The following is a 21,270-nucleotide window of genomic DNA, read 5'->3' on the forward strand; positions in this document are numbered from 1 at the left end:
TCACTCATGGACCTTAATCTGACAGGCAAACTCGCACTGGTGAGCGGCAGCACAGCCGGCATCGGTCTCGCTATCGCCAGCACGTTGGCGCAGGAGGGCGCTCGTGTGATCGTAAATGGCCGCTCCCAGTCATCTGTGGATGACGTGGTCGCGCGGTTGAAAGCGGAGACGGGCAGCGACGTGCAGGGATTTGCGGGCGATCTCAGTACGGCCGCTTCCGCAGAGGAGCTCGCGCGACGCTATCCGGACGTGGAAATTCTGGTCAACAACCTGGGCATTTTCGAGCCCAAGCCGTTTGAAGAGATCCCCGACGCGGACTGGCAGCGGTTCTTCGACGTCAATGTGTTGAGTGGGGTACGCCTCGCTCGCCTGTTTTTGCCTGCGATGAGGCAGGCCAACTGGGGGCGCATCATTTTCATTTCGAGTGAAAGCGCGGTGCAGATCCCAACTGAAATGATCCACTACGGGATGACGAAAACCGCGCAGCTGGCGGTTTCGCGCGGGCTCGCCGAAGCCGTTGCCGGCACGGGCATTACAGTCAATAGCGTGCTGCCGGGGCCAACGAAATCGCGGGGCGTGGGTGAATTCGTGGAGACCCTTGCAAAGGCCGACGGCAAATCGTTTGAAGCGTTCGAAAAGGAGTTCTTCGAGACGGTCCGTCCCACATCGCTTATCAAGCGATTTGGGACGCCGCAGGAAATCGCGTCGCTCGTGGCCTATATCGCCAGTCCGCTTTCGTCGGCCACGACGGGAGCTGCGTTGCGGGCCGACGGGGGCGTTATAAAGAGCGCCTTCTAGACCCACGCCGGCATTGGGCCGGCTTCTCCAGATGTTTCCTCGTTCACTGTTCCGACGCGACCGGCTCGGCTGAAGTGCTCCTTTGTGAGCCAACGTGACGATCGGGCATAGCCAGGCCCACGTGCTCGAAACCGTGATCGACTGGTTTGCGCGGCGCACTTCGACGCGAATCTCGGCCGGGCGTGCGTCCTTCGTCTCGAGTGACGCCGGTACGAATGCCGGCGTCACTGCCGACTGCAGAGCCACGGCACTGCCCGCTGTCAGCGCAGTCACATTCTCTTCGGACTGTTCGACCCAGCGTCTGAGCAGATTGGCATTGAGCGTGTGGTGCAGCGCGATGGCCGCAGGCGACACTCCCGGTCCCTGGCACGCCGCAACGACCTGGCCCCTGAACTCGTCCCTGTAGCGGCGACGACGACGTCGTCCCAGTGGTGCTTCCTCAATAGTGTTCACGTGTCCGCCTATTCGTTAAGTGGACACGATGCTCCCAAGACCTTCAATGCAACTCAAGACGGGTTCCCCGTGCGCTTACCGACAAGCGGCGCGCCAGCGCAAAACTATCCACCTGCAAATCCGAACTGCAACTGCTCCATCAACGGGACCCATAAGCATTTCGAAGTCTCACCCCCAAGATCGATTGTTTGTCACTGGCACGGAACGGGTATGAAATACCGCCTGTGACGACTTGGACGACGGACAAAAACGTGGAAACGACGAGCATTCTGGACGACGGGAAAGCAATAGCCGTCAGGTTTCGCAACGGCATGGAGCGGCGTTTTCACGCGATATGGCTGCGGGACAACGCATGCGATGCATCGACCCGGGCGCAGGGCAACGGTCAGCGGCTGATTACGCTTGGCGATATTTCGCCGGATACGCGGGTTGCCTCCGCGTCGATCGACGGGCAGGCCCTTTGGGTGACATTCCAGCCGGGCAATCAGGAGATCGCTTACGATATCCAGTGGCTCGCCGGACATGCATACGATGGGCTGCGCCCCCGAGTACCAGGCTGGACCGCAACGGAAGTCGAAACGTGGGATGCGGGCCTCGCCCAGAACGTTCCGTGTGCGGATTTCACGGCGGTTAGTCGAAGCGAGGACGCACTCGGCGATTGGCTCCATCACATCCGGCGTTACGGTTTTGCGAAGCTGGCGGGCGGCCCGGTGAAACCCGGTGCGCTCCTCGAAGTCGTCGACCTGTTCGGCTACGTCCGCGAAACCAACTACGGCAAGATCTTCGAGGTGCGCACTGAGGTCAACCCGAACAATCTGGCGTTCACGGGGCTTGGCCTGCAGGCGCATACCGACAACCCCTATCGCGATCCCGTGCCGACCCTGCAGGTGCTCTACTGCCTCGAGAACTCGGCAACCGGCGGCGAGAACATGGTGGTAGACGGATTTCGCGTCGCTGAGCGTTTGCAGCAGGAAAACCCACGAGATTTCGATCTGCTGACGCGATACTGCGCACGCTTCGAATACACCGGCAGTGCCGGTGTTCATCTCCGCTCGCGTCGTCCGATGATCGAGTTGATGCCCGACGGCGAACTCGTCGGCGTCCGGTTCAACAACCGGTCGGCTAGCGCGATCGTCGATGTGCCTTATGACGACATGGACGATTACTACCGCGCCTATCGCCGCATGGGCGAGCTGATCGATACGCCCGACATGCAGGTGGCTTTCAAGCTCCAGCCCGGCGAGACCTTCATCGTTGATAACACGCGCGTTCTGCATGCACGCCGGGGCTATTCGGGAGAGGGTTCCCGCTGGCTGCAGGGATGCTATGCCGACAAGGACGGGTTGCTGTCGAAACTGGCGGTCATCGAGCAACAACGGGAGCACGCGTGATGACCACTTCGATAGGCAGACACTGAGTGCTGACAACATCGTTGCTTTTATCGGCGATATTTTTATGCGACGTGGCGGCGAGGAGTACCTCGGCGAAGGCGTGACGATGGCGCAGCATATGCTTCAGGCGGCACATCTTGCCGAACAGAACGGCGAGAGTGATACGGTTATCGTGGCGGCGCTCCTGCACGACATCGGTCATTTCACCAGCGAATTCGGCACCTTCTCGATGGGCGATACGAAGGACAAGTATCACGATGCGGCAGGTGCGGTAGTGGTCGGGCAATTTTTTCCTCGCGTCGTGACCGACTGCGTTCGCCTGCATGTCGCGGCGAAACGCTATCTCTGTGCCGTCGATCCCGATTATTTCGCGAAGTTGTCTCCGGCATCCGTGCATTCGCTACGACTCCAGGGCGGTGCGATGACGGATGAGCAGGTTGCGCGCTTCAGCGAGACCCCGAATCTCGAGGACGTGATCACGGTTCGTCTGATGGACGATGCCGGGAAGGTCCCCGGTGCGCGCACCCCCGACTTTGCGCACTACGCGCCATTGGTGCAACGGATCGTGGACGGGCATTGCATGAAGTGAATACGGCCAGTTCGACCGGGAGCCCCATGACAATGTGAAATCACGCTCCCATCCTTCGACATCGTTTCCCTGATTCTGTTGTATTGTTGTTTTAAAGAATCGGATTAATGATAGAGGAATTAACCTCATTGATTTTGGGTAACTCCATATCAATGGGGTATTTGTGCTTTATGCAATTTTATTCAATTATAAATAATAAGAGATTTTGCCAATGTCATTGGACTGACATAAGGCATGAATAATATCCTGTACATCCAGTGCAAATATCGATTTGTTTATTGACATTCATTGGCGGTGGGATTTTTTTTGTGCTCTATTGGAGCCATTCCAATGAATCGAGACCGTATCGCCCGAGGTGTCGGGCGTTGGCTCTCCGCGGTCACGCGGGCATATCGTGCTGAATGTCAGTGGACTGACGCGACGATACTCGTCCGACGCATTTTTCTGCGGATGGAATCGGATTATGAATTCGAATCATTTGTCAGGTGAAATGGCGGGATTTTTCAAGAATTTCGGTGGAGCGTGTTCGCCGTATTTAATCGAAAAAAGGCGAGGTCAGATGACATCAATCTATTTCATCCGGTATTCCGTGTAACCCGGCGCGAATGAAGATATCTGCTGGATGTGAGGATAAGCATGAGTAACTCCCCAAATATTGGATCGATGCCCGTGGAGATCGTAGCTCCTCCGCTTGCGCCGCAAGTAAACGGCCCACGACGCGCGTCGCCGTTCTGGAGCTGGATCGGCGTAATGCCGTTTTTTATTTTCGCGGTGCTGTTCCTGATCTTGCCGACCGGGTTTCTGATCGTCGGTGCATTCCAGGACCCCGAGGGTCATTTCACGCTCGAGAACTTCCGCGAGTTGTTCCAGCCCGTCGTACTCGACGCGTACTGGATCAGCGTCAAGGTGAGCGCCGCATCGGCGATCGGTGGCGCGTTCATCGGTTCGCTGCTCGCATGGGCGGCGGTGCAGGGCAAGCTGCCAGCATGGATCCGTCCGACGCTGATGACCTTCTCCGGCGTCGCCTCGAACTTCGCCGGTGTGCCGCTTGCGTTCGCGTTCATCTGCACGCTCGGCCGCGTCGGGCTCGTGACGATGCTGTTGAAGAAGTATCTCGACTTCAACCTGTCCTCGACTGGCTTCAGCGTGCTGAGCTTCTGGGGCCTCACGCTGACCTACCTGTACTTTCAGATTCCGCTAATGGTGCTGATCGTCACGCCGGCGCTCGATGGCCTGAAGCGCGAGTGGCGCGAAGCGTGCGACTGTCTGGGCGGCACCCCCTCGCAATACTGGCGCTACGTCGCGCTGCCGGTGCTGTGGCCGAGCGTGCTCGGCGCGACGTTGCTGCTGTTCGCGAACTCGTTCGGTGCGGTCGCGACCGCCTATGCGCTGACCGGCAGCTCGTTGAACATTGTGACAATCCTGCTGTACGCGCAAATCCGCGGCGACGTGCTGCACAACCAGAACCTCGGCTACGCACTCGCACTTGGGATGATCCTCGTGACCGGCCTGTCGAACGGCGGCTACATCTGGCTGCGTTCGCGCGCGGAAAGGGGCCGTCGATGAAACGCCAGTCGCGCGCAGGCGCATGGACCGCGATGATCGTCGGTTCGCTGTACTTTCTGATTCCGTTGATCGCCACTTTTGAATTCAGCCTGCGTATGCGCCGTGGCACCTACAGCTTCGACGCGTACCGCGTAGTACTCGCCGATCCGCGCTTTCAGGCGTCGTTCGGCTACTCGATGCTGATGGCGGCGCTGACGATCATCGTCGGGATTCTGCTGGTCGTGCCGACTGCGTACTGGGTGCAGCTACGCCTGCCCAAGCTGCGCCCGCTGGTCGAGTTCATCACGTTGCTGCCGCTAGTGATTCCGGCCATCGTGATCGTGTTCGGCTATCTGCGCATCTACAACAGCAGTTCGATCCTGCCGCTCACCGGCAACGAACGCGCGACGGATCTATTGCTGGTGCTCGGCTACGTGACACTGTCGCTGCCGTACATGTACCGCGCCGTTGATGCGGGACTACGTGCCGTGGACATCCGCGCGCTGACCGAAGCCGCGGAATGTCTGGGAGCGAGCTGGACGACGATACTCGTCAAGGTGATCTTTCCGAACATACGCTCGGGCATTCTCTCGGGCGCGTTTCTCACTTTTGCCGTGGTGATCGGCGAATTCACGCTGGCGAGCCTGCTGGATCGGCCCGCGTTTGGACCGTACCTGCAACTGATCGGTGCGAACCGCGCATATGAACCGTCGGCGCTCGCGGTGATCGCGTTCGTCGTTACGTGGGCCTCGATGGGGCTGATCCAGGTGTTCGGTTCGGCGCGCGGGCTGGCCGGAAAGAAGACCTGACGAACTGGGACGACGCATCATGGCATTTCTCGAGATCGACAATCTCCACAAGTCCTTCGGGGCGAACATCGCGCTGCATCACTTCGACATGAAGATCGAGCGCGGCGAGTTCATCACGTTTCTTGGGCCCTCGGGCTGCGGCAAGACGACCGTGCTGCGAATGATCGGGGGCTTCGAAGGTCCCACGCGCGGCACGATCCGGCTTGATGGGCGCGACGTCACGCATCTGCGCACGCGGCAACGCAAGGTCGGCATGGTGTTCCAGTCGTACGCCCTCTTTCCGAACATGACGGTGGCCGACAACATCGGCTTCGGCCTGCGCGTTGCGCGCCGGCCGCAGGACGATATCCGCGCGCGCGTCGAAGAGATGCTGAAGCTGATCAGCCTGCCCGCGCTCGGCGATCGATACCCGTGGCAGCTCTCGGGCGGCCAGCAGCAGCGGGTGGCGCTGGCGCGCGCGCTGGCCGGCAAGCCGCAGGTGCTGTTGCTCGACGAGCCGCTGTCGGCGCTCGATGCGAAGATCCGCATTTCGCTGCGTCAGGACATCCGCGCGTTGCAGCGCGAACTCGGTATTACGTCGATCTTCGTCACGCACGATCAGGAGGAGGCGCTGTCGATCTCCGATCGCATCGTCGTGATGAACGAGGGCCGCGTCGAACAGGTCGGCACGCCGTCGGATATCTACAACTATCCGCGCACGCGCTTCGTTGCGTCGTTCGTCGGGACGCTGAATATTCTTTCGGGTCAGGTGGTCGATCCGGCGAGCGGGCGGATGGCGGTCGACGGGCAGGAACTCACGACGTCGCGCGAGCTTCCGGCTAACGATGCCGGCAAGCAGCGCCTGCTCGCGTTGCGGCCTGAAGCGATCGTGCTGGAGCCAGCGGCACCGGGACGTAACACATTAAATGCGACCGTCGAAGAGGTGAGTTTTCTCGGGGCGGTAGTGCGGATCAGGACGCGTGTGAAGGATGCGGTGATTTCGCTCGATGTATTCAACGATCCGAATCGCAGCTTGCCGGAACGTGGTCAGCCTGTTGCGCTGGGGTTCTCGCACGACAATCTGCTGGTGCTTGAAGAGGCACGCCAGGCGCACAGCGGGTAGGCAGCGAACCTGCGAAGAGCGGATCTTGGCAACTACCGCGCGTGGGAATGGACTGCGGGAACGGACTGCGGCAACGTTACCTGCAGGTATTCAAAAATGTGAAAAGGACTCAACGGGGATCCCAGAATCGTCAAGCTTCACCGCTCACTCCACGAGTCTCACACGGGGTATAGCAAACACATTCTTACAAAAAAATCAGTCAACGACAAAGCGAAGGTGAAAAATTGAATCGAAAAATATTAGTTGGACTACTTGTTATAACAGGCTGTGTTTCAACGACGGCACGCGCGCAAAGCAGTGTCACTCTATACGGTATTCTTGACGCGGGGATCACCTATGTGAACAACACCGGCGGGTCGCACGTCGTGAAGTTCGACGATGGTGTGGCCTACGGTAACCGCTGGGGTATCAAGGGAGTCGAAGATCTGGGCGGCGGTCTCTCAGCCGTCTTCGCACTGGAAGACGGCTTTCACCTCGGTACCGGTAAGTTCGCTTTTGGCGGCGCCGAGTTCGGGCGGCAAGCGTATGTCGGCCTGAAGAATCGGTGGGGAACGCTCTCGCTTGGCAACCAACTCGATATGACCAACGAAATGGTGTCGGCATACAACATTTCGGCATGGGCCAGCGGCTATGCGATTCACCAGGGTGACTTCGACCGGATGAACGGCGACAGACTGCCGAATTCGGTGAAGTTTGTATCGAACGAATTCTCCGGCTTCAAGTTCGGCGGTATGTACTCGTTCGGCGGTGTCGCGGGCGATTTCCATCAGGACAGTGCCTACAGCGTGGGCGCGCACTACGCAAACGGCGCGTTCACGATGGGCGCAGCGTACACGCAGCTAAACAACCCATCCGGTATCTATGCGTTCGATCCCTACGCAATGATCGGCACGAGCACCTTCCTCGGCAAGCCGACGATCAGCGTCAATCCGACCACTGGTGCGATCACCGATCTCTATTCGAGCACGTCGTTCGCGGTGGACAAGCAGGGGACGTTCGGCGTGGGCGCCAGCTACGCGATCGGCAAGGTCACGCTGAACGGCAACTACACGTATACGACGATCAAGGCATACGGCAACTCGTCGCATATGCAGGTCGGTGAAGGTGGCGCGTACTGGGAGATTACGCCGGCGTTTAGCGCGATCGGCGGCTATCAGTACACGTCGTTCGAAGGGCACCACTGGAATCAGGGCACCCTCGCGCTTCATTACCTGCTTTCGAAAAGAACCGACGTCTACATCTCCGGCGATTACCTCAAGGCGTCGAACGGAGTTGATGCGGTGATTGGTTACAGCTTCACACCGTCGACGACCAGTACTCAGTCGGACGTACGCATCGGGATGCGACATTCGTTCTAGCTCAGCGCACGGTGCGCCGGTTTCGGCTGGATGCAATCGGAAAGAAACCTTACTTTATCTGGAGAAAATCATGAAACGCTATTGCATGAACGGTTTGAGGCTGGGCGTCACGGGCTTGTCGGTGCTGGGTGTAGTGAACCTGTTCGGCATGGGCACGGCGTGGGCCGAGCCTTCCGCACAGCTAATCGCTGCCGCAAAGACGGAAGGCCAGCTGACCTTGATGGGATTGCCGCGTCACTGGTGCAACTACGGCGAGCTGGTCGATGACTTCAAGGCGAAGTACGGCCTCAAGGTTAGCGTGCTGAATCCGGACGCAGGGTCGGGCGACGAAGTCGAGGCGATCCGGGCGAACAAAGGCAACAGCGGGCCGCAGGCGCCGGACGCCATTGACGTCGGCCTGTCCTTCGCGCCCAAAGCGAAAGCGGAGGGTCTGCTCGCGCCATACAAGGTCTCGACGTGGAACTCCATTCCCGCCGAGGCGAAGGATGCCGATGGATACTGGTTCGGTGACTACTATGGCGTGCTCTCGTTCGAGGTGAACGCGGATCTCGTCAGCAAGATTCCCACCGACTGGGCCGATCTGCAGAAGTCCGATTACTCCAGTTCGGTGTCGCTCGCAGGCGATGCGCGTGTGTCCAATCAGGCGATTCTGGGCGTATTCGCCGCAGGCTTGTCGCGCGCGCGCGGCGACATCGCAAAGGCCGGTGACGCGGGCCTGCAATACTTCGCGGAGTTGAACAAATCCGGCAATTTCGTCCCGGTGATCGGCAAGGAATCGACGCTCGCACAGGGCACTACGCCGATTCTGATTCGCTGGGACTACAATGCGCTCGCCGATCGAGATTCGCTAAAGGGCAATCCGAAAGTACAGGTCGTAGTGCCGAAAACCGGCGTGGTGGCCGGTATGTACGCGCAGGCGATCAGCGCCTATGCGCCGCACCCGAACGCAGCGAAGCTCTGGATGGAATACCTCTATTCCGACAAGGGCCAGTTGACCTGGCTGAAGGGTTACTGTCATCCGATTCGTTTCAAGGATCTGACGGCGACCCACAAGATTCCCGCCGATATGCTGGCGAAACTGCCGCCAGCGGCTGCGTATGAGAAAGCAGTATTTCCGACACTCGACCAGCAAGACGCGTTCAATGCCGCCATCACGAAGCGCTGGGATCAGGTCGTCGGCGCGAACATCAAGTGAGTTGCGCACCCGTGGCGGCGAAGCGTTGGATCTATGCTTGACGGCACCGTTCGGCGCGAACAACCTTTTCAGGTAACGTACAGGGCTAACAGGACTTTGGGCTGAGATCCATTCATGAACAAGCCGACTACAGGTCTTCCGCCTCTCGAATGGGTCCGCGTGTTCGAGGCGGCCGGTCGCCTTGGAAGCTTTACCGCGGCGGCGCACGAGCTGGGTTTGACGCAGGCAGCTGTCAGTCAGCGCATCAAGAATCTTGAGACGAGGCTCGGCGCGCCGTTGTTCGACCGGCAGGCCCGCGGGGTTTCGCTGTCCATGCAAGGCGAGGCGTGGCTGCCGCACATTCAGGCGGCGTTCAGCCAGCTGCTGGGCAGCACCGTCAATCTGTTCGAGTCGCCGCGACAGAAAATTACCATCGCGGCCTCCGCGTCGGTGATCACGCTGTGGATAGCGCCGCGGCTGCCTGCGATTACCGCTGCACTGCCGAACGTCCAGCTTACGTTTGAAACAGTGCAGCGGCTTCCCGACTATGGCCTGGCAGAGGCGGACTTCGAGATCCGTTTCGGCGACGGTCTGTGGCCCGAGCGCCGGGCGAAGCGACTCTTCAGGGAGGAACTCGCGCCGGTTGCCGCCCCGGCGCTGGTGGGAAAAGGAAAACGCGGCTGGGAACACCTGCCGCATATCGCGACTTCCGGGCCGAGAGTAGGCTGGCGCGACTGGTGTGCTGTCAACGGAACACCGTTGCCTCCGGTGCCGTCGTTGCGATTCGATACGTTCGCTCTGGCATTGCATGCTGCCGAAGCCGGTGCGGGCGTCCTGCTCGGCTCACTGCCGCTGTGTCAGTCCGCGCTGGCGGCAGGTCGCCTCAAGCGCCTGACGACGAACGCGCTCGCGATGGACAGCACCTACTGGATTACCTGGCCCGCGACCATGCCGGACTATGCGGAGCATCAAACGTTGATCCGCTTTCTGACAGAGCCATAGTGAGACTGCGGTACAACGGCCGTGCCGATTTAGTACACGGGACAAATCGGGCTCTATTTGGCGGGTGGGAATTGGCATTCCACTATGTGCTGGATCGACAGATGTTATAGGGGCGTCTCCACCCGCCTTCTGACGCATGGTGAGCACGTCACCCATTGATAGACGGAGCCCTGGTTCTGGATTTTGGGGGCCTCGCCCAGGAGCCAAAACCACCGCGACGGATCAGTCCACAGCTTGGCTCGGTGAAGTCGGGTAGCGCGCGAATCCGATACCGGTGCTCAGAGCCACCCGGCGTGACCTGTTCAGTCTCCATGCCCCCCCGATCGTTGCTGGGCTAAGGCAGGGTGATTCTACGAAGCTATCGTTACGAGCACCAGGAATATGGAGCGCAAAACGTGCTTCACTCAGCCGGCTCCTGGGAGAAGATTTCTTTGGCCGAAAACAGTCCGTTGACCGCAGCGGGGAAGCCGGCATAAACAGCCATTTGCATGATGACTTCCACAATTTCTTGCCGGGAGCAGCCTACGTTACGAGCGCCGTGAATATGCACTTTCAGTTGCGGCGACGCGTTGCCCATGGCGGTGAGAGCCGCCACCACGGCGAGCTCTCGAATCTTAAGGTCAAGTCCCGGCCGCGAATAGATATCACCAAACGGAAATTGCCAGTTCCGGTACTTCCTCGCCGTCAGCGAGGAGCTCAATTGGAAGCCAGGCGTACAGTGGCTCAGGCAGAGAAGGCTAGTGCGGTCGCAAAGGCCGCGCGAGGTGTCGAGTGCGGTCAATTTACCGTGGGCTACACGACGGTATTCGATCGAAGTGCCATTCCTGACGTGTTCGCGCCGTTGCAGAAGCGCTTTCCAGACTTGCGGATCGTCACCATAGAGAGAAGCCAGATCGTGCAGTGCGGCGAGACAGCGAATGACTGCCGGATCCCCAGCCGAGGCATCGACCAAGACGTGATGCGCAAGTGGAGCCGGCGAGCTTTCGATGTCTAATTCCACGAGCTGGGCGCGAAGCGCACTGGGCGCGCCTAGGGGTTTGTTCAATAAGGCAACCCCCAAGCCTTCAGCTGCAGCAGTCAGAGTCAAAACAGGCGCGACGAAATAAGTGCAGCAGTCAGCCTGCGCCTTGTGGAAGTTGTTCTCAGGTGACGAGTCATGTTGCGCCGACCCAGGGCAATATGAGCGCCGTTGGTTTGCAAAAATTTGTTCCTACTCGAGTTCAGTCGAATCGCGGTTGGCAGACGTGACAGGAACAACTTTGTTTCGACAGATTATGCAGAAAATTGTTCCTCTGTAGGGCGTTTAAAGCAATTTTGTAACTTGTTCGACGCCTTCACGATATCACCAGCTTGAATTCCAGCAAAAGCGTTCTATCGTTTATTGCCATCTGCCCTCAGCTTGCAGCCCCGCTATCCGGGGAACGTCCATGGATCCACTCGACGTTGATGACGGCTCCAATTGTTCCCGCCGGACGGTCGGCGGGAGAAGTATCGACACGGCGCAATGGGCTACACCCGACGAAGGAGCACTGGAGGGGGATAGGCGGGTTCTATACCTCGCACGAAAGCAGGCGGTCAGGCTGTACCTTTCCGGCGCGACGGCCGACACCATCAAGAAGTTAACCTCACTCGGGTCAAAACAGGCCTATCGCCTGATCAGGGAGCGCTGTCTTGAGACGCATCCAGACGGAAGACCCTATGGATGGAGAGGGTTGGTGCCGTGGTTCAGAGTAAATCCTTACCGGCGGCGCAAAAAGGTTCATGTTGACCAGTTCGGCAGTGGTGCTGCAGGAGCGATGCAGGCGCTGCTCGAATGCCTTCCGGACTTGCGCGACGCGTTCGACAAGCGGATTCGCGCAAGCGGCCCGGGGAAGCAGCTTGTGGAGATCCGCCGCTCTAGGAGACGTCATTGCCGCTGGTTTCTGGACCAACTGCGCTCCCTCGGGTATGAGGCACGAAACGAGTGGCCATTTGGCACCTCCAGCCAAGGTTACTTTTCGATCTGTCGGTACATCGACAGCGTACTGGCAGCGAACCCCAGATCGCTCGCAGCGGCGACCGGTGGCCCGGACCTCGCCGCAAAACTAAAGACGGGAGATGGAACCCGGCGGCCGGTCCTGAAGTTCATGCAACGTGTTGAGATGGATGCGCACAAACTCGACGGACGTTTCTGCGTATCGCTTCCCCTAATGGATGGCGGGTTTCGGGAGAAAATTGTCCATCGCCTCTGGGTCGTCGTCCTACTTGAGGTCGTCTCGCGCGTTGTCCTAGGCTACTACTTCAGCATCCGTCGCGAAGTATCGAGCGATGACGTGCTGCGTGCCGTCAAGCGTGCATTGGGCAAATGGTCATTGCGGCCAGTCAGTTTCTGCGAAACCCCTTATTTGGACGGCGCCGGTCTGCTCTCTGTTCTAGGGAAGGATTTCGTAGGGCTGTGCTGGGATGAGACCAGCGTCGATGGCGCTTTGGCGGAGACTTGTCGGCACGTCCGAGACGCGCTGCGCGATGCGGTCGGTTCCGCGCTGCTGGATCCGGAAACGTCGTTTTCCAAACGGCGAAGTAAAGACGATCGCCCGTTTATCGAAACGTTTTTCCGTAACCTTGCGGGGCGGGGATTCCAGCGCCTGTCCAATACCACTGGTGCAAAGCCACAGGACAGGAAGGGCCGTGAACCGGAAGCAGTCGCTCTCGCGAGCCGTTTCCAGTACGAATACGCGGAAGAATTGCTAGACGTTTTGATAGCGAACTATAACGCCTCTCCCCATAAGGGCATAGGCGACAGGACGCCACTGGATTATGCGAGATTCCTGTACCAGCACTCAGGACAGAATTTTCGTCAGGTTGACGCGGGGTTGGTGGAAGCGCTGTTCAGTATCCGCAAGCCCTGTACTGTGCGAGGCGGTGCTGAGCAGGGGCGTTTGCCGTTCGTCGAGTTCTATTACGCTTCCTATACCAATGAGGTGCTTCAAAGCCGGCAGGACCTGGTTGGCTCGGCTATCTGGGTGATCTGCCACAAGGAAGATGACTGCCGTGTTGCACGGGCCTCCACTCTGGATGGCATGTCGCTAGGTGTGCTACGGGCGGCGCCGCCGTGGAATATCTCACCTCACAGCCTCTCAGTCCGGGCGGCAATCTGCCAGGCCCGTTCGCGCGGGCAACTCACGATTCCTGCTGGTGGCGATGGTGTCGAAGTTTTCCTGCATTATGTGGAGAGTCAGGCACGCAACCGGTTGCCAGTTCATCCTGCATATCTGGAGGCGCGACGCATCCTCGCAGCCGCAGCGGAGCAGTCGGTCGGTGCCTCTATGCTGGATATAGCGATGGCTCGAGCGAGGACTAGCGATGCCTCTTCTGGACTGATCGAGTCAACAGAGACGGACTCGCGAGATGGAGGTACCAAGGCCGGGAACGCTGCCCCCCAGAAGCCCTCAAGTAGGAGCCCCACGTTGCCGCCGCGTCGAATGGCGCAATCGAGATAGGTCATGACGTTCTCGCTTCCTGAGCGTATCGATCCGAGGCACTGCGTCGTCACGAAGCAATATGCTGTGTATACGCCGCCTATGCATGAGATGATCGAACAGATTGGCGAATGGATCGACCAACAGCGGCCGGGTGGCTATATCTACGGGGCTTCGCGCCTCGGCAAATCCCGTTGCGTACAGTGGTACGTCGCAAAGGTCCTCGAAGAGCGCTTCAACGCTGTGATGCCCCTGGTAGTGTGGAACCGCCGCCCAGACAGCCACACCAGCGAAGCCGGATTCTGGCATCAGCTCCTCCTGGCTTCGCGGTTTGAATTCGCCAACCCGTCTAGGGCGCCGCGTAAAGCCGAGGCGTCGCACATGTGCAAGCAGCGCTTCATTAGCATCGCGAACAACGCGCAGCGCAACTATATCGTTTTGCTCATCGACGAAGCGCAGGATCTGACATTCCGTGAGTGGAAATGGTTGCTCGGGCTGCAGAACGATTTGGATTATGAGGGTTATCTGCTTAGTGTATTTTCCGTCGGTTCGCACCAACTGGGCTATCGCCACGAGTATATGGCCATTACTGGCAATGCGCATGTCGCAGCACGTTTTATGGCGGCACACGCGCGATTTCACGGCTTGCGCTCATTGGACGAAATTGGATACGTGCTCAACGGCTACGATGTCGATTCAGAATGGCCGTCGGGCAGCAGCATTTCGTACCTGGAGTATTTTGCACCGGACGATTTCACGGCAGGACGGCGGCTAGCCGACTGTGCTGAGCAGGTCTGGAAGGCACTGGTGGAGCTTTCGCCTGATTCCGCAAAACGGCATCTCGAGTTCCCGATGCAACATGTTGCCACAGCAACCGAGGCGATACTCTTCCAATTGGCCAGAGGCGAGGACTGGAATGGAGCGACGTCTTACGAGAACTGGTTGCGCGAATTCGCGAAAGCCAACTTCTCCGACCATATGCGAATCATCGCTACTGGCGGTTGACATGACCACTTATCCTTCGGTCAACTGGTGGCCAGGAAACCTCCATCCATATGAATCGAGACTTTCATTCCTGGTCCGGTTCTGTGAACTGAACGGCATCAGCGCCCAAAGATGCCTTGCATTCCTTAATGTCGCGCCGGAAGGGGACGTATCGCTGCGTGCCGAGGAGATCGCACGCCTATCCTCGATCCTAAATGAGGCATTACCCGTTGTTCAAGCGATATTCTCACCCGCAGTGAGATTCGTTGACTGTGGACACTATGCTCCTCCTCCAAGCAGGCGCGATTGGCTTCATGGTATTCGTTATTGTGAGACATGTGCACAGCACGGCTACCATAGTTATCTGCATGAGACGGAGTGGCTTTCTAGGTGCCCGATCCACATGAACGAGTTGAAGGAGGTGCGGGTGCTGCCAAAGTACTCGCGTACCATCGCGGTCAGACGTATGGCCGCGCTCAAGCTTGTGATGCAGGAACACTGCAAGTCGTGGCCCCATCGAGATGATTGCTTTCTTGTTCGCAAACAGGGACGAATGGAGTCTCTTGAGGCGTGGGCGGCGCAGGCGAACCTCGCGGCGGCGCATAGGTCACGCGGAGAAGTCTGGCATTCGGAAGAAGATGCACTTCTCGGAAATCTGTCATTGTCGCAGGCGTTTGGACAGTTGCGGGCTCTTGCGCCGATGTCCGAAGCTATCGAGTTGCTTTTAACGGAAAGTGGAGACACGTGGCGCGTACAAAGCCGTGCGTTTCCAATCAGATCAAAAATCGAGCTTGCGCGCGTTAAGCCGCTGCGCCTAAGTTTCGCTCGCATCATCGAGTTCTACAAATGCATCAGCGCGTCCTCAACGGCTCCGCCGGCATTTGTCGCGCGTCTCAATGCAGTCCAAGATTCTCTCAGAGACCGACACGGCGCTTGCCATTGTCAATGGGGCTCGACAAGTGGGGGATGGGAGTCTTACTGGATCAAGGTGCACGCGGAGGAAAAAACCTACTGGGCTATCCCATGTCCATTCGATGTTGCACTTGCAGAGCTTGATCGTGGCTGGGGACATCCTGGCGCCGGACTGATCGGACGGAACGCGGTTCAAGAAAGCTTACGTTTCATCGCACTATCGCGCGAAATGCATGCGGCAGGCCTGATCCGCTATAAAAAGGGTGCAAAAATGTCACCGGAAGGCTGCCTATATATGGATCAGGACATCGTGTCCAGTTGCGAGTGGATCCAGGATTCACCGCTGACGGAAATACTCGATACAGCTTGCATCTGGGAAATAGAGTCGGCCTTCAGCGCGCTTTCAGTGTGGCTGGATGATATTGAGCAGGGTCTTCAACCTGGGCAACGCGATGATCCGAAATATTGCGTTCGCCTGTGCGAGACAGATGAGGGGTTGTCGCTCGTGCGATGGATCCGAGATACCAAAAATTGATCGTCATTGTAGCGGCGCCGAGCAGGCGCCGGACGTGTCGGATGATGCAAACAGACGTTGCTAGGCACTCCGCAGCTCGGACGCGGTCATTCGCTGCGCATCGTGACGCAATTGGTTACGGTCAAGTGCAGTCGCCGATGACTTGTCGGTTGACGCGACGAATATGTGTTCGTTCCCCGTTTTTAGTCGTAAGCGATCGATAAACGACGCCCCTCGGTCATCGAACGTGTAAGAACGCTCTGATATCCTTCGCCTCTCATTCTGGCTGACCAGGAGTAGTGACATGCGTTGGATAGTGCCTCTTGTACTGGCGATCGTATGTACGTGTTCCGCGCTGGCTGATCCGGTCGCTTTTAACGCAGGGGTAATCCGGCTCACGGGGGTGAACGAAGCTGCCCCTTTCGACACGGTGATCTTTTACCCTACGCGTGAGCGTGAGGTTCCGTGGCAAGCGGGCCCGTTCACTGTTGAGGCGACGCGCGATGCTTCGCCTGTACCGGACGGCCGCTTCCCCGTTGTATTGATTTCACATGGACGAGGCGGCGGTCCCTTCAGCCACCGTGAATTGGCCGCAACTCTGGCTCGCGCCGGATTTATCGTCGTCTTGCCGACGCACGTTGGGGACGCTTCAGGCTATCCCCGAGCGCCGTCCCAAGCCCAGATTCTGATTGATCGCCCCCGGCAGGCAGAGGCCGCGCTCAATGCAGTCCTCGCAGATCCACGGTTTTCCGCGAGCGCCGATGTCGACCGAATTGGCATGATCGGATACTCGGCCGGTGGCTACACTGCGCTGATTCTGGCGGGAGCGAAACCCGACTTTGCGTATGCCAGTGCGTACTGCGCAGATCACGATGATCCGGGATCGTGTCCGCGTCCAGCAACCAGCAATAGTGCGCACGGCACCCAAGATAAAGCGGCTGTACCCGCTGACCTGGTAGCCTGGCAACCGCCCGTTGATCGCCGCCTGAAGGCCTTGGTGCTGATGGATCCACTGGCGATGATGTTTGAGGCACCTGGCTTGTCCGCTGTGCGCGTACCGACGATGCTCTATCGACCGCAGGACGACAGCTATCTTGGTTCTGCGAGAAACTCTCTTGGCGTTGTGTCAGGCTTGCCCACACCGCCCGCAGTCCACATCGTGCCAGGCAACCACTTCGTTTTCATTGATCCTTGTCCGGCCTCGGTCGCAGCCAGTGTGGCACTGATCTGTCAGGATGCGCCCGGGATCGATCGTGTGGAGATTCATCGCCAGATCGACCATGAGGTCGTGGACTTCCTACGCGCAAATCTATAACTCATCCAGGCTGCGCTGACATGCTCCAGGGAAGCAACGCGGCGTAGTCGTCGACGTTCTTTGCCAGAGGCAATCGCTGGAACAGCAAGGTGAGGTAACGGTACGGATCGATTCGACAGGCTTTGCAGGTTTCGACGAGAGAGTAAAGATTGGCGCTCGCAGTCGCGCCGTCGACCGTGTCCGCGAACAGCCAGCCGCGACGCTTATAGAAATGCTTCGATAAGCGTCGCTATCGACACATTGTAGTTATCGAAGGTTCATCCAGCCGGGTAATCGGAGGCGTCGACACTGCTAGCCAAGGCCCTGCTGTAACAGGACCATAGCGCTATCCTGGCCGGATAACACGATCGCATTCCAGAGCTGGAGCTTCCATAACTACAGGGTTTCCAGGAAGCGAAGGACGTCGTCCTTCGGACGATATCGCGTCGGCTTTCGCGAAGGTGCCTGGAGAGCTTGTAATGCACGATCCTTCATTTGCAGATCCGCCTCTACATAGCGATGTGTCGTCACGGGACTTTCGTGACCAAGCCATAGCGCGATGACGGTGATGTCGACACCAGATTGCAGCATATGCGTTGCTACCGAGTGCCTCACCACGTGCGGAGATATTCGGCACTTCAGAAGTTCGGGAAACTGTCGCGATGCCATCTCGACCGCGAGGTTCAGGCGTGCGGTAAAGCCGACACGCGTTAGCGTCCCACCAGAGCGACCTGGAAAGAGCGGCTCATGAGGACTCCGTGGATAATGCTTCAGCCACCGCTTCAGCTCCCTAGCGGTGTCCGGCCACAATGGTACAGAACGATCTCGTCGACCTTTGCCATGGATCCGTACCCATGAGGTTGAGCCAAGCACGAGATCAGCAATACGCATCTCGAGGAGCTCGGAAACACGCGCACCGGTGTTGTACAAGGTTGCCAGCATCACACGATCACGTTGGCCAGTCCACGTTTCTGCATCGGGAGCGGCGAGGATCGCTTCAATATGCTCGCGAGACAGAGATCCGACAAGAGGCTGCTTGTAGCGCTTCATGGGGATCGCCAATACAGACCGGACGATCGCCAGCGCCGAGGGTTCCTCGGACGAAACATATTCCATGAACGACCGTATGGCGGCGAGCCTCGCGTTGCGGCTGCGGATGCAATTATGGCGATTCCGTTCGAGGTGGTGGAGAAACGCGAGAATGAACGACGCGTTCAGATCTTCGATAGCAATATTGGAAGGCCGCTTGTGCAAGCGTTGATATGCAAAGGCCAGCAGCAGGCGAAAACTGTCGCGGTAAGCGGTCACAGTGCAGTGGCTTACGTGTTGCTGCAGCAGCAGGCGTTGCGTAAAAAACTTCTGCAATAAAACGGGAAATGATTGTGTGAGAGACTTGCTCATGATGTACCTCTCCGACAACTCACGAAGCGCTGAGCTGCGATAGCTAACAGCTCAGGAGTGGCTGTCTCATACCAGTATGTGTCGGTAACCTTGGCGTGGCCGAGATAGGTCAACAAGGCAAGAATGCTGCGATCTACGTCCAGTCCATGGGCGTACCATTCCTGGAGTCTGTGGCACACGAATGAATGGCGTAGATCGCGCAGGCGGAGTCGTTGGTGGTCTCCGCGCGGTCGCCACTTCAACGTGTCACAGAGAATATGGAATGCATAGTTGACGCTATGCGTGGAGGCTGGTCGACCGAAGTCAAAAACGAAGAACGCCTCGCTGTTCAGGGTCAGGGGATCGCGATCGCGTTTCCTGGCGTAGCGCCGCAGGATGTCAGCGGTGGTGGGGTGTATCGGGACCCAGCGCGATTTACCGAGCTTCCCGCACCGAATGTGCAGCAACCGGCTGTCGAGATCGACGTCCGAACGAGTCAACGCCGTCGCTTCAGCGGTCCTCAGACCTGATGAGGCCATCAATCCAAAGATAGCCGCGCAGCTCGCGCCACGCAAGCCGTGCGGCGGATAAAGCCCATCGCAGCGCGCCATCAACTCGATGATCTCGTCGTCGCTAAAGACATGCGGAACCAGCCGACGATGTGCCGCTCCAAAGAGCGCTCGGGGTGGAATCTCTGTTTCGGGATCGAACTGCCGGCAATATTTGGCAAAGGGCCGTAGGACCTCGATCCTGCGTGCGGCCGTCAACCGGCGACCACCGACGGAACTGCTCGCCCACCGCACGGCTAGCTGCGTAGTCAACGGGCCCCGATGGCCGATCTGTTGTGCGAATCGCGCGAAGTGTCGAAGTTGTTCGCCTTCCGCCTTGAGCGCGAAGCCCGCCTGGCGGCGAACGGCGAGGTAGTCGTCGATCCGCTGCATGAATGATTTGCGGTGTCTCATGAGCGGCTCCCCGGCCAGGGAAGCGCCACCTGCCGAAGCGCCGGAACATTCACCTTGGCATAAATGGTGGTCGTGTCAAGGCTCCGATGGCGTAACAGGTCGGCGATCTCCTTGAACGGGGCCCCGCCTTGTACCATCCGACATGCCACTGTGTGCCGGAAAATGTGTGTGCCACGCACGCGTTGTTGAAGGCCGCAACGTTCGGCAGCGTAACGCACTGCATTTCTCACAATGTCCACACTTGCTTCTGCATTGAGCGGTGGTCGATGACGTACAAACACTTCGCGCCGCGTTGTATGGGGGCGCCCCCGCTTCAGGTACGCGGCGATCGCCTCGCCCGTTGTCCGTGGCAGCGGTACAACATCAACTCGATTCCCCTTGGCATGGAGCGTCAAGGTTCCTACGCGCCAGTCGATATCATCGAGGCACAGTTGTGCGACCTCAGTGCGCCTCAAGCCGAGGTCCAGCAGGCAGCGGGTAATGGCGTAGTCTCGCTTGCCGGTGGCGCTATTGCGGTCAAAGGCACTGAGCAGGTTTCTGATCTCGTCAGGCGCCAAAATATCGGGAAGGCCGGCGAGTCGCCGTGAGGCGACCGGTGGGAGTGCGGCAATAAGTGTTGCGGTTGGGATGCCGCAACTGGACTTGAAGAGGAAGTAGCTGTGAAGGGAATTACCCACACCCTTGATGGTGCGTGGCGCCAGTCCACGCGTGCGACTCAGAACGAAGTGTTCGACATCATCCGGAGTAAGATTCGCAATGCTAATCGTACCTGTCAAGAATCGATCGACGAGAAATTCCGTTATATCCCGCCTTCGTGCGTAGCGGGTACTATCGGACAGTCCACGAACTTCAGACAGGTGACGATCGAAATCCGCGATCTCTCTGGCTATTGCAGTCGATACGGGCGAGAGCGGCCCTACGCGAGCGATGCCCCGCATCTCAAGGAACAGCGTCACTGCCGCATGGATGTTGGTTCTCGCTCGCTCACATTTGGGGGCGCAATGGCAATGGAGCAGATGACCGAAGAGAAAGCGGCCTATCAATGCATCGTCGACTTCGCGAAGGCCGATTCTCTGTCCCGAGATCCAGTGCGCGAAATGAGCAAGACCGCGGTAGTAGCGCTCCACTGTGTTCTGCGAATATCCACGTTTGGTTAGATATCGGCGGTATGAGGCCGCGTGAGTTTCCATGCCAGACTGGGCAAACCATCTTTGAGCAAGGAAATGTCCGGGTCTGAGGCGTGAGTATGTGAGCATGGTGACCCTCCTCGAAACACTAAGACAACACGAGGAAAGTACTCCATATTATGGAAGATTGTAGTGCGTGCTTCACGGATCATATCCCTGAAAAAAGGGGCTACTGTCCACACGCGGGTGATGAATCTCCGATAACTACAATGTGTCGATAGCGGCGCCCGATCACAAACGGGCGGATCGAATTCTCACAGGCATTGTTCGATATGGGCCAGTTGCCGTTCTCGACATAGAGGATCAGCTTCGGCCACTGCTCGCGCAGGTAGGTAAGGGCCTTCCCGAGCAGGCTGTT

16 protein-coding genes and 4 pseudogenes are annotated in these 21,270 nt (G+C 58.4%); 13 read left to right on the forward strand and 7 right to left on the reverse strand.

What is annotated here, in order from left to right; translation table 11 throughout:
• The first annotated feature begins 6 nt into the window (after positions 1–6).
• Positions 7–798 carry an SDR family NAD(P)-dependent oxidoreductase gene (locus tag PQR67_RS36720; protein ID WP_408467689.1) on the forward strand — a complete coding sequence of 264 codons (792 nt, stop codon included), beginning with the start codon at positions 7–9 and terminating at the stop codon, positions 796–798.
• A 294-nt stretch (positions 799–1,092) separates the two neighbouring features.
• Here the strand turns inward: PQR67_RS36720 and PQR67_RS36725 are convergent.
• Positions 1,093–1,251: pseudogene (locus tag PQR67_RS36725) on the reverse strand (transposase); the annotation flags it as partial.
• A gap of 251 nt (positions 1,252–1,502) precedes the next feature.
• Here PQR67_RS36725 and tmpA point away from each other — a divergent pair.
• From tmpA to PQR67_RS36765, 8 genes are all read left to right on the forward strand, one after another.
• Positions 1,503–2,642 (forward strand): 2-trimethylaminoethylphosphonate dioxygenase, encoded by a 1,140-nt coding sequence (gene tmpA, locus PQR67_RS36730; RefSeq protein WP_408467690.1) that lies wholly within the window; start codon positions 1,503–1,505, stop codon positions 2,640–2,642.
• On the forward strand, positions 2,578–3,231 hold the full coding sequence (gene tmpB, locus PQR67_RS36735) for a (R)-1-hydroxy-2-trimethylaminoethylphosphonate oxygenase (RefSeq protein WP_459251986.1): 654 nt from the start codon (positions 2,578–2,580) through the stop codon (positions 3,229–3,231). Before tmpA ends, tmpB begins: the two co-directional genes overlap by 65 nt.
• A gap of 636 nt (positions 3,232–3,867) precedes the next feature.
• Positions 3,868–4,797, forward strand: a complete 930-nt coding sequence (locus PQR67_RS36740) for an ABC transporter permease (protein ID WP_408467692.1) — start codon at positions 3,868–3,870, stop codon at positions 4,795–4,797.
• Entirely contained in the window at positions 4,794–5,585 is a 792-nt protein-coding gene (locus tag PQR67_RS36745) for an ABC transporter permease (RefSeq protein WP_408467693.1), read from the forward strand. Before PQR67_RS36740 ends, PQR67_RS36745 begins: the two co-directional genes overlap by 4 nt.
• 19 nt (positions 5,586–5,604) lie before the next feature.
• Entirely contained in the window at positions 5,605–6,687 is a 1,083-nt protein-coding gene (locus PQR67_RS36750; RefSeq protein ID WP_408467694.1) for an ABC transporter ATP-binding protein, read from the forward strand.
• 224 nt (positions 6,688–6,911) lie between these two features.
• Positions 6,912–8,045: a porin gene (locus PQR67_RS36755; RefSeq protein WP_408467695.1), complete on the forward strand. Its 1,134-nt coding sequence runs from the start codon at positions 6,912–6,914 to the stop codon at positions 8,043–8,045.
• Positions 8,046–8,193: 148 nt separating this feature from the next.
• Complete coding sequence (locus PQR67_RS36760; RefSeq protein WP_408467704.1) at positions 8,194–9,240, forward strand: ABC transporter substrate-binding protein; 1,047 nt, start codon at positions 8,194–8,196, stop codon at positions 9,238–9,240.
• Positions 9,241–9,354: 114 nt separating this feature from the next.
• Positions 9,355–10,221 carry a LysR substrate-binding domain-containing protein gene (locus PQR67_RS36765; RefSeq protein WP_408467696.1) on the forward strand — a complete coding sequence of 289 codons (867 nt, stop codon included), beginning with the start codon at positions 9,355–9,357 and terminating at the stop codon, positions 10,219–10,221.
• 400 nt (positions 10,222–10,621) lie between these two features.
• Here the strand turns inward: PQR67_RS36765 and PQR67_RS36770 are convergent.
• Positions 10,622–10,882 (reverse strand): annotated as a pseudogene (locus PQR67_RS36770) (carboxymuconolactone decarboxylase family protein); the annotation flags it as partial.
• A gap of 766 nt (positions 10,883–11,648) precedes the next feature.
• Here PQR67_RS36770 and PQR67_RS36775 point away from each other — a divergent pair.
• The 4 genes from PQR67_RS36775 (at position 11,649) to PQR67_RS36790 (ending at position 17,404) form a co-directional block, all read left to right on the forward strand.
• Positions 11,649–13,700, forward strand: a complete 2,052-nt coding sequence (locus PQR67_RS36775; protein WP_408467697.1) for a hypothetical protein — start codon at positions 11,649–11,651, stop codon at positions 13,698–13,700.
• 3 nt (positions 13,701–13,703) lie between these two features.
• Positions 13,704–14,684 carry an ATP-binding protein gene (locus PQR67_RS36780; protein ID WP_408467698.1) on the forward strand — a complete coding sequence of 327 codons (981 nt, stop codon included), beginning with the start codon at positions 13,704–13,706 and terminating at the stop codon, positions 14,682–14,684.
• Between the two features lie 382 nt (positions 14,685–15,066).
• A complete protein-coding gene (locus PQR67_RS36785; protein WP_408467699.1) occupies positions 15,067–16,110 on the forward strand; it encodes a hypothetical protein in 1,044 nt (347 codons plus the stop codon).
• A gap of 283 nt (positions 16,111–16,393) precedes the next feature.
• On the forward strand, positions 16,394–17,404 hold the full coding sequence (locus PQR67_RS36790; protein ID WP_408467700.1) for an alpha/beta hydrolase family protein: 1,011 nt from the start codon (positions 16,394–16,396) through the stop codon (positions 17,402–17,404).
• 1 nt (position 17,405) lies between these two features.
• Here the strand turns inward: PQR67_RS36790 and PQR67_RS36795 are convergent.
• The 5 genes and pseudogenes from PQR67_RS36795 to PQR67_RS36815 form a co-directional block, all read right to left on the reverse strand.
• Positions 17,406–17,606: pseudogene (locus PQR67_RS36795) on the reverse strand (transposase domain-containing protein); the annotation flags it as partial.
• A gap of 173 nt (positions 17,607–17,779) precedes the next feature.
• Positions 17,780–18,784, reverse strand: a complete 1,005-nt coding sequence (locus PQR67_RS36800; RefSeq protein WP_408467701.1) for a tyrosine-type recombinase/integrase — start codon at positions 18,782–18,784, stop codon at positions 17,780–17,782.
• The gene (locus PQR67_RS36805) at positions 18,781–19,725 is read right to left on the reverse strand and encodes a tyrosine-type recombinase/integrase (RefSeq protein WP_408467702.1); all 945 of its coding nucleotides are present in this window, start codon (positions 19,723–19,725) and stop codon (positions 18,781–18,783) included. The genes PQR67_RS36800 and PQR67_RS36805 overlap by 4 nt, the downstream gene beginning before the upstream one ends.
• Positions 19,722–20,852 carry a site-specific integrase gene (locus PQR67_RS36810; RefSeq protein WP_408467703.1) on the reverse strand — a complete coding sequence of 377 codons (1,131 nt, stop codon included), beginning with the start codon at positions 20,850–20,852 and terminating at the stop codon, positions 19,722–19,724. The genes PQR67_RS36805 and PQR67_RS36810 overlap by 4 nt, the downstream gene beginning before the upstream one ends.
• A gap of 280 nt (positions 20,853–21,132) precedes the next feature.
• Positions 21,133–21,270 (reverse strand): annotated as a pseudogene (locus tag PQR67_RS36815) (IS66 family transposase); the annotation flags it as partial.

The sequence above is a fragment of the Paraburkholderia fungorum genome (genome assembly GCF_046026025.1).
GTDB classification, from domain to species: domain Bacteria; phylum Pseudomonadota; class Gammaproteobacteria; order Burkholderiales; family Burkholderiaceae; genus Paraburkholderia; species Paraburkholderia fungorum_E.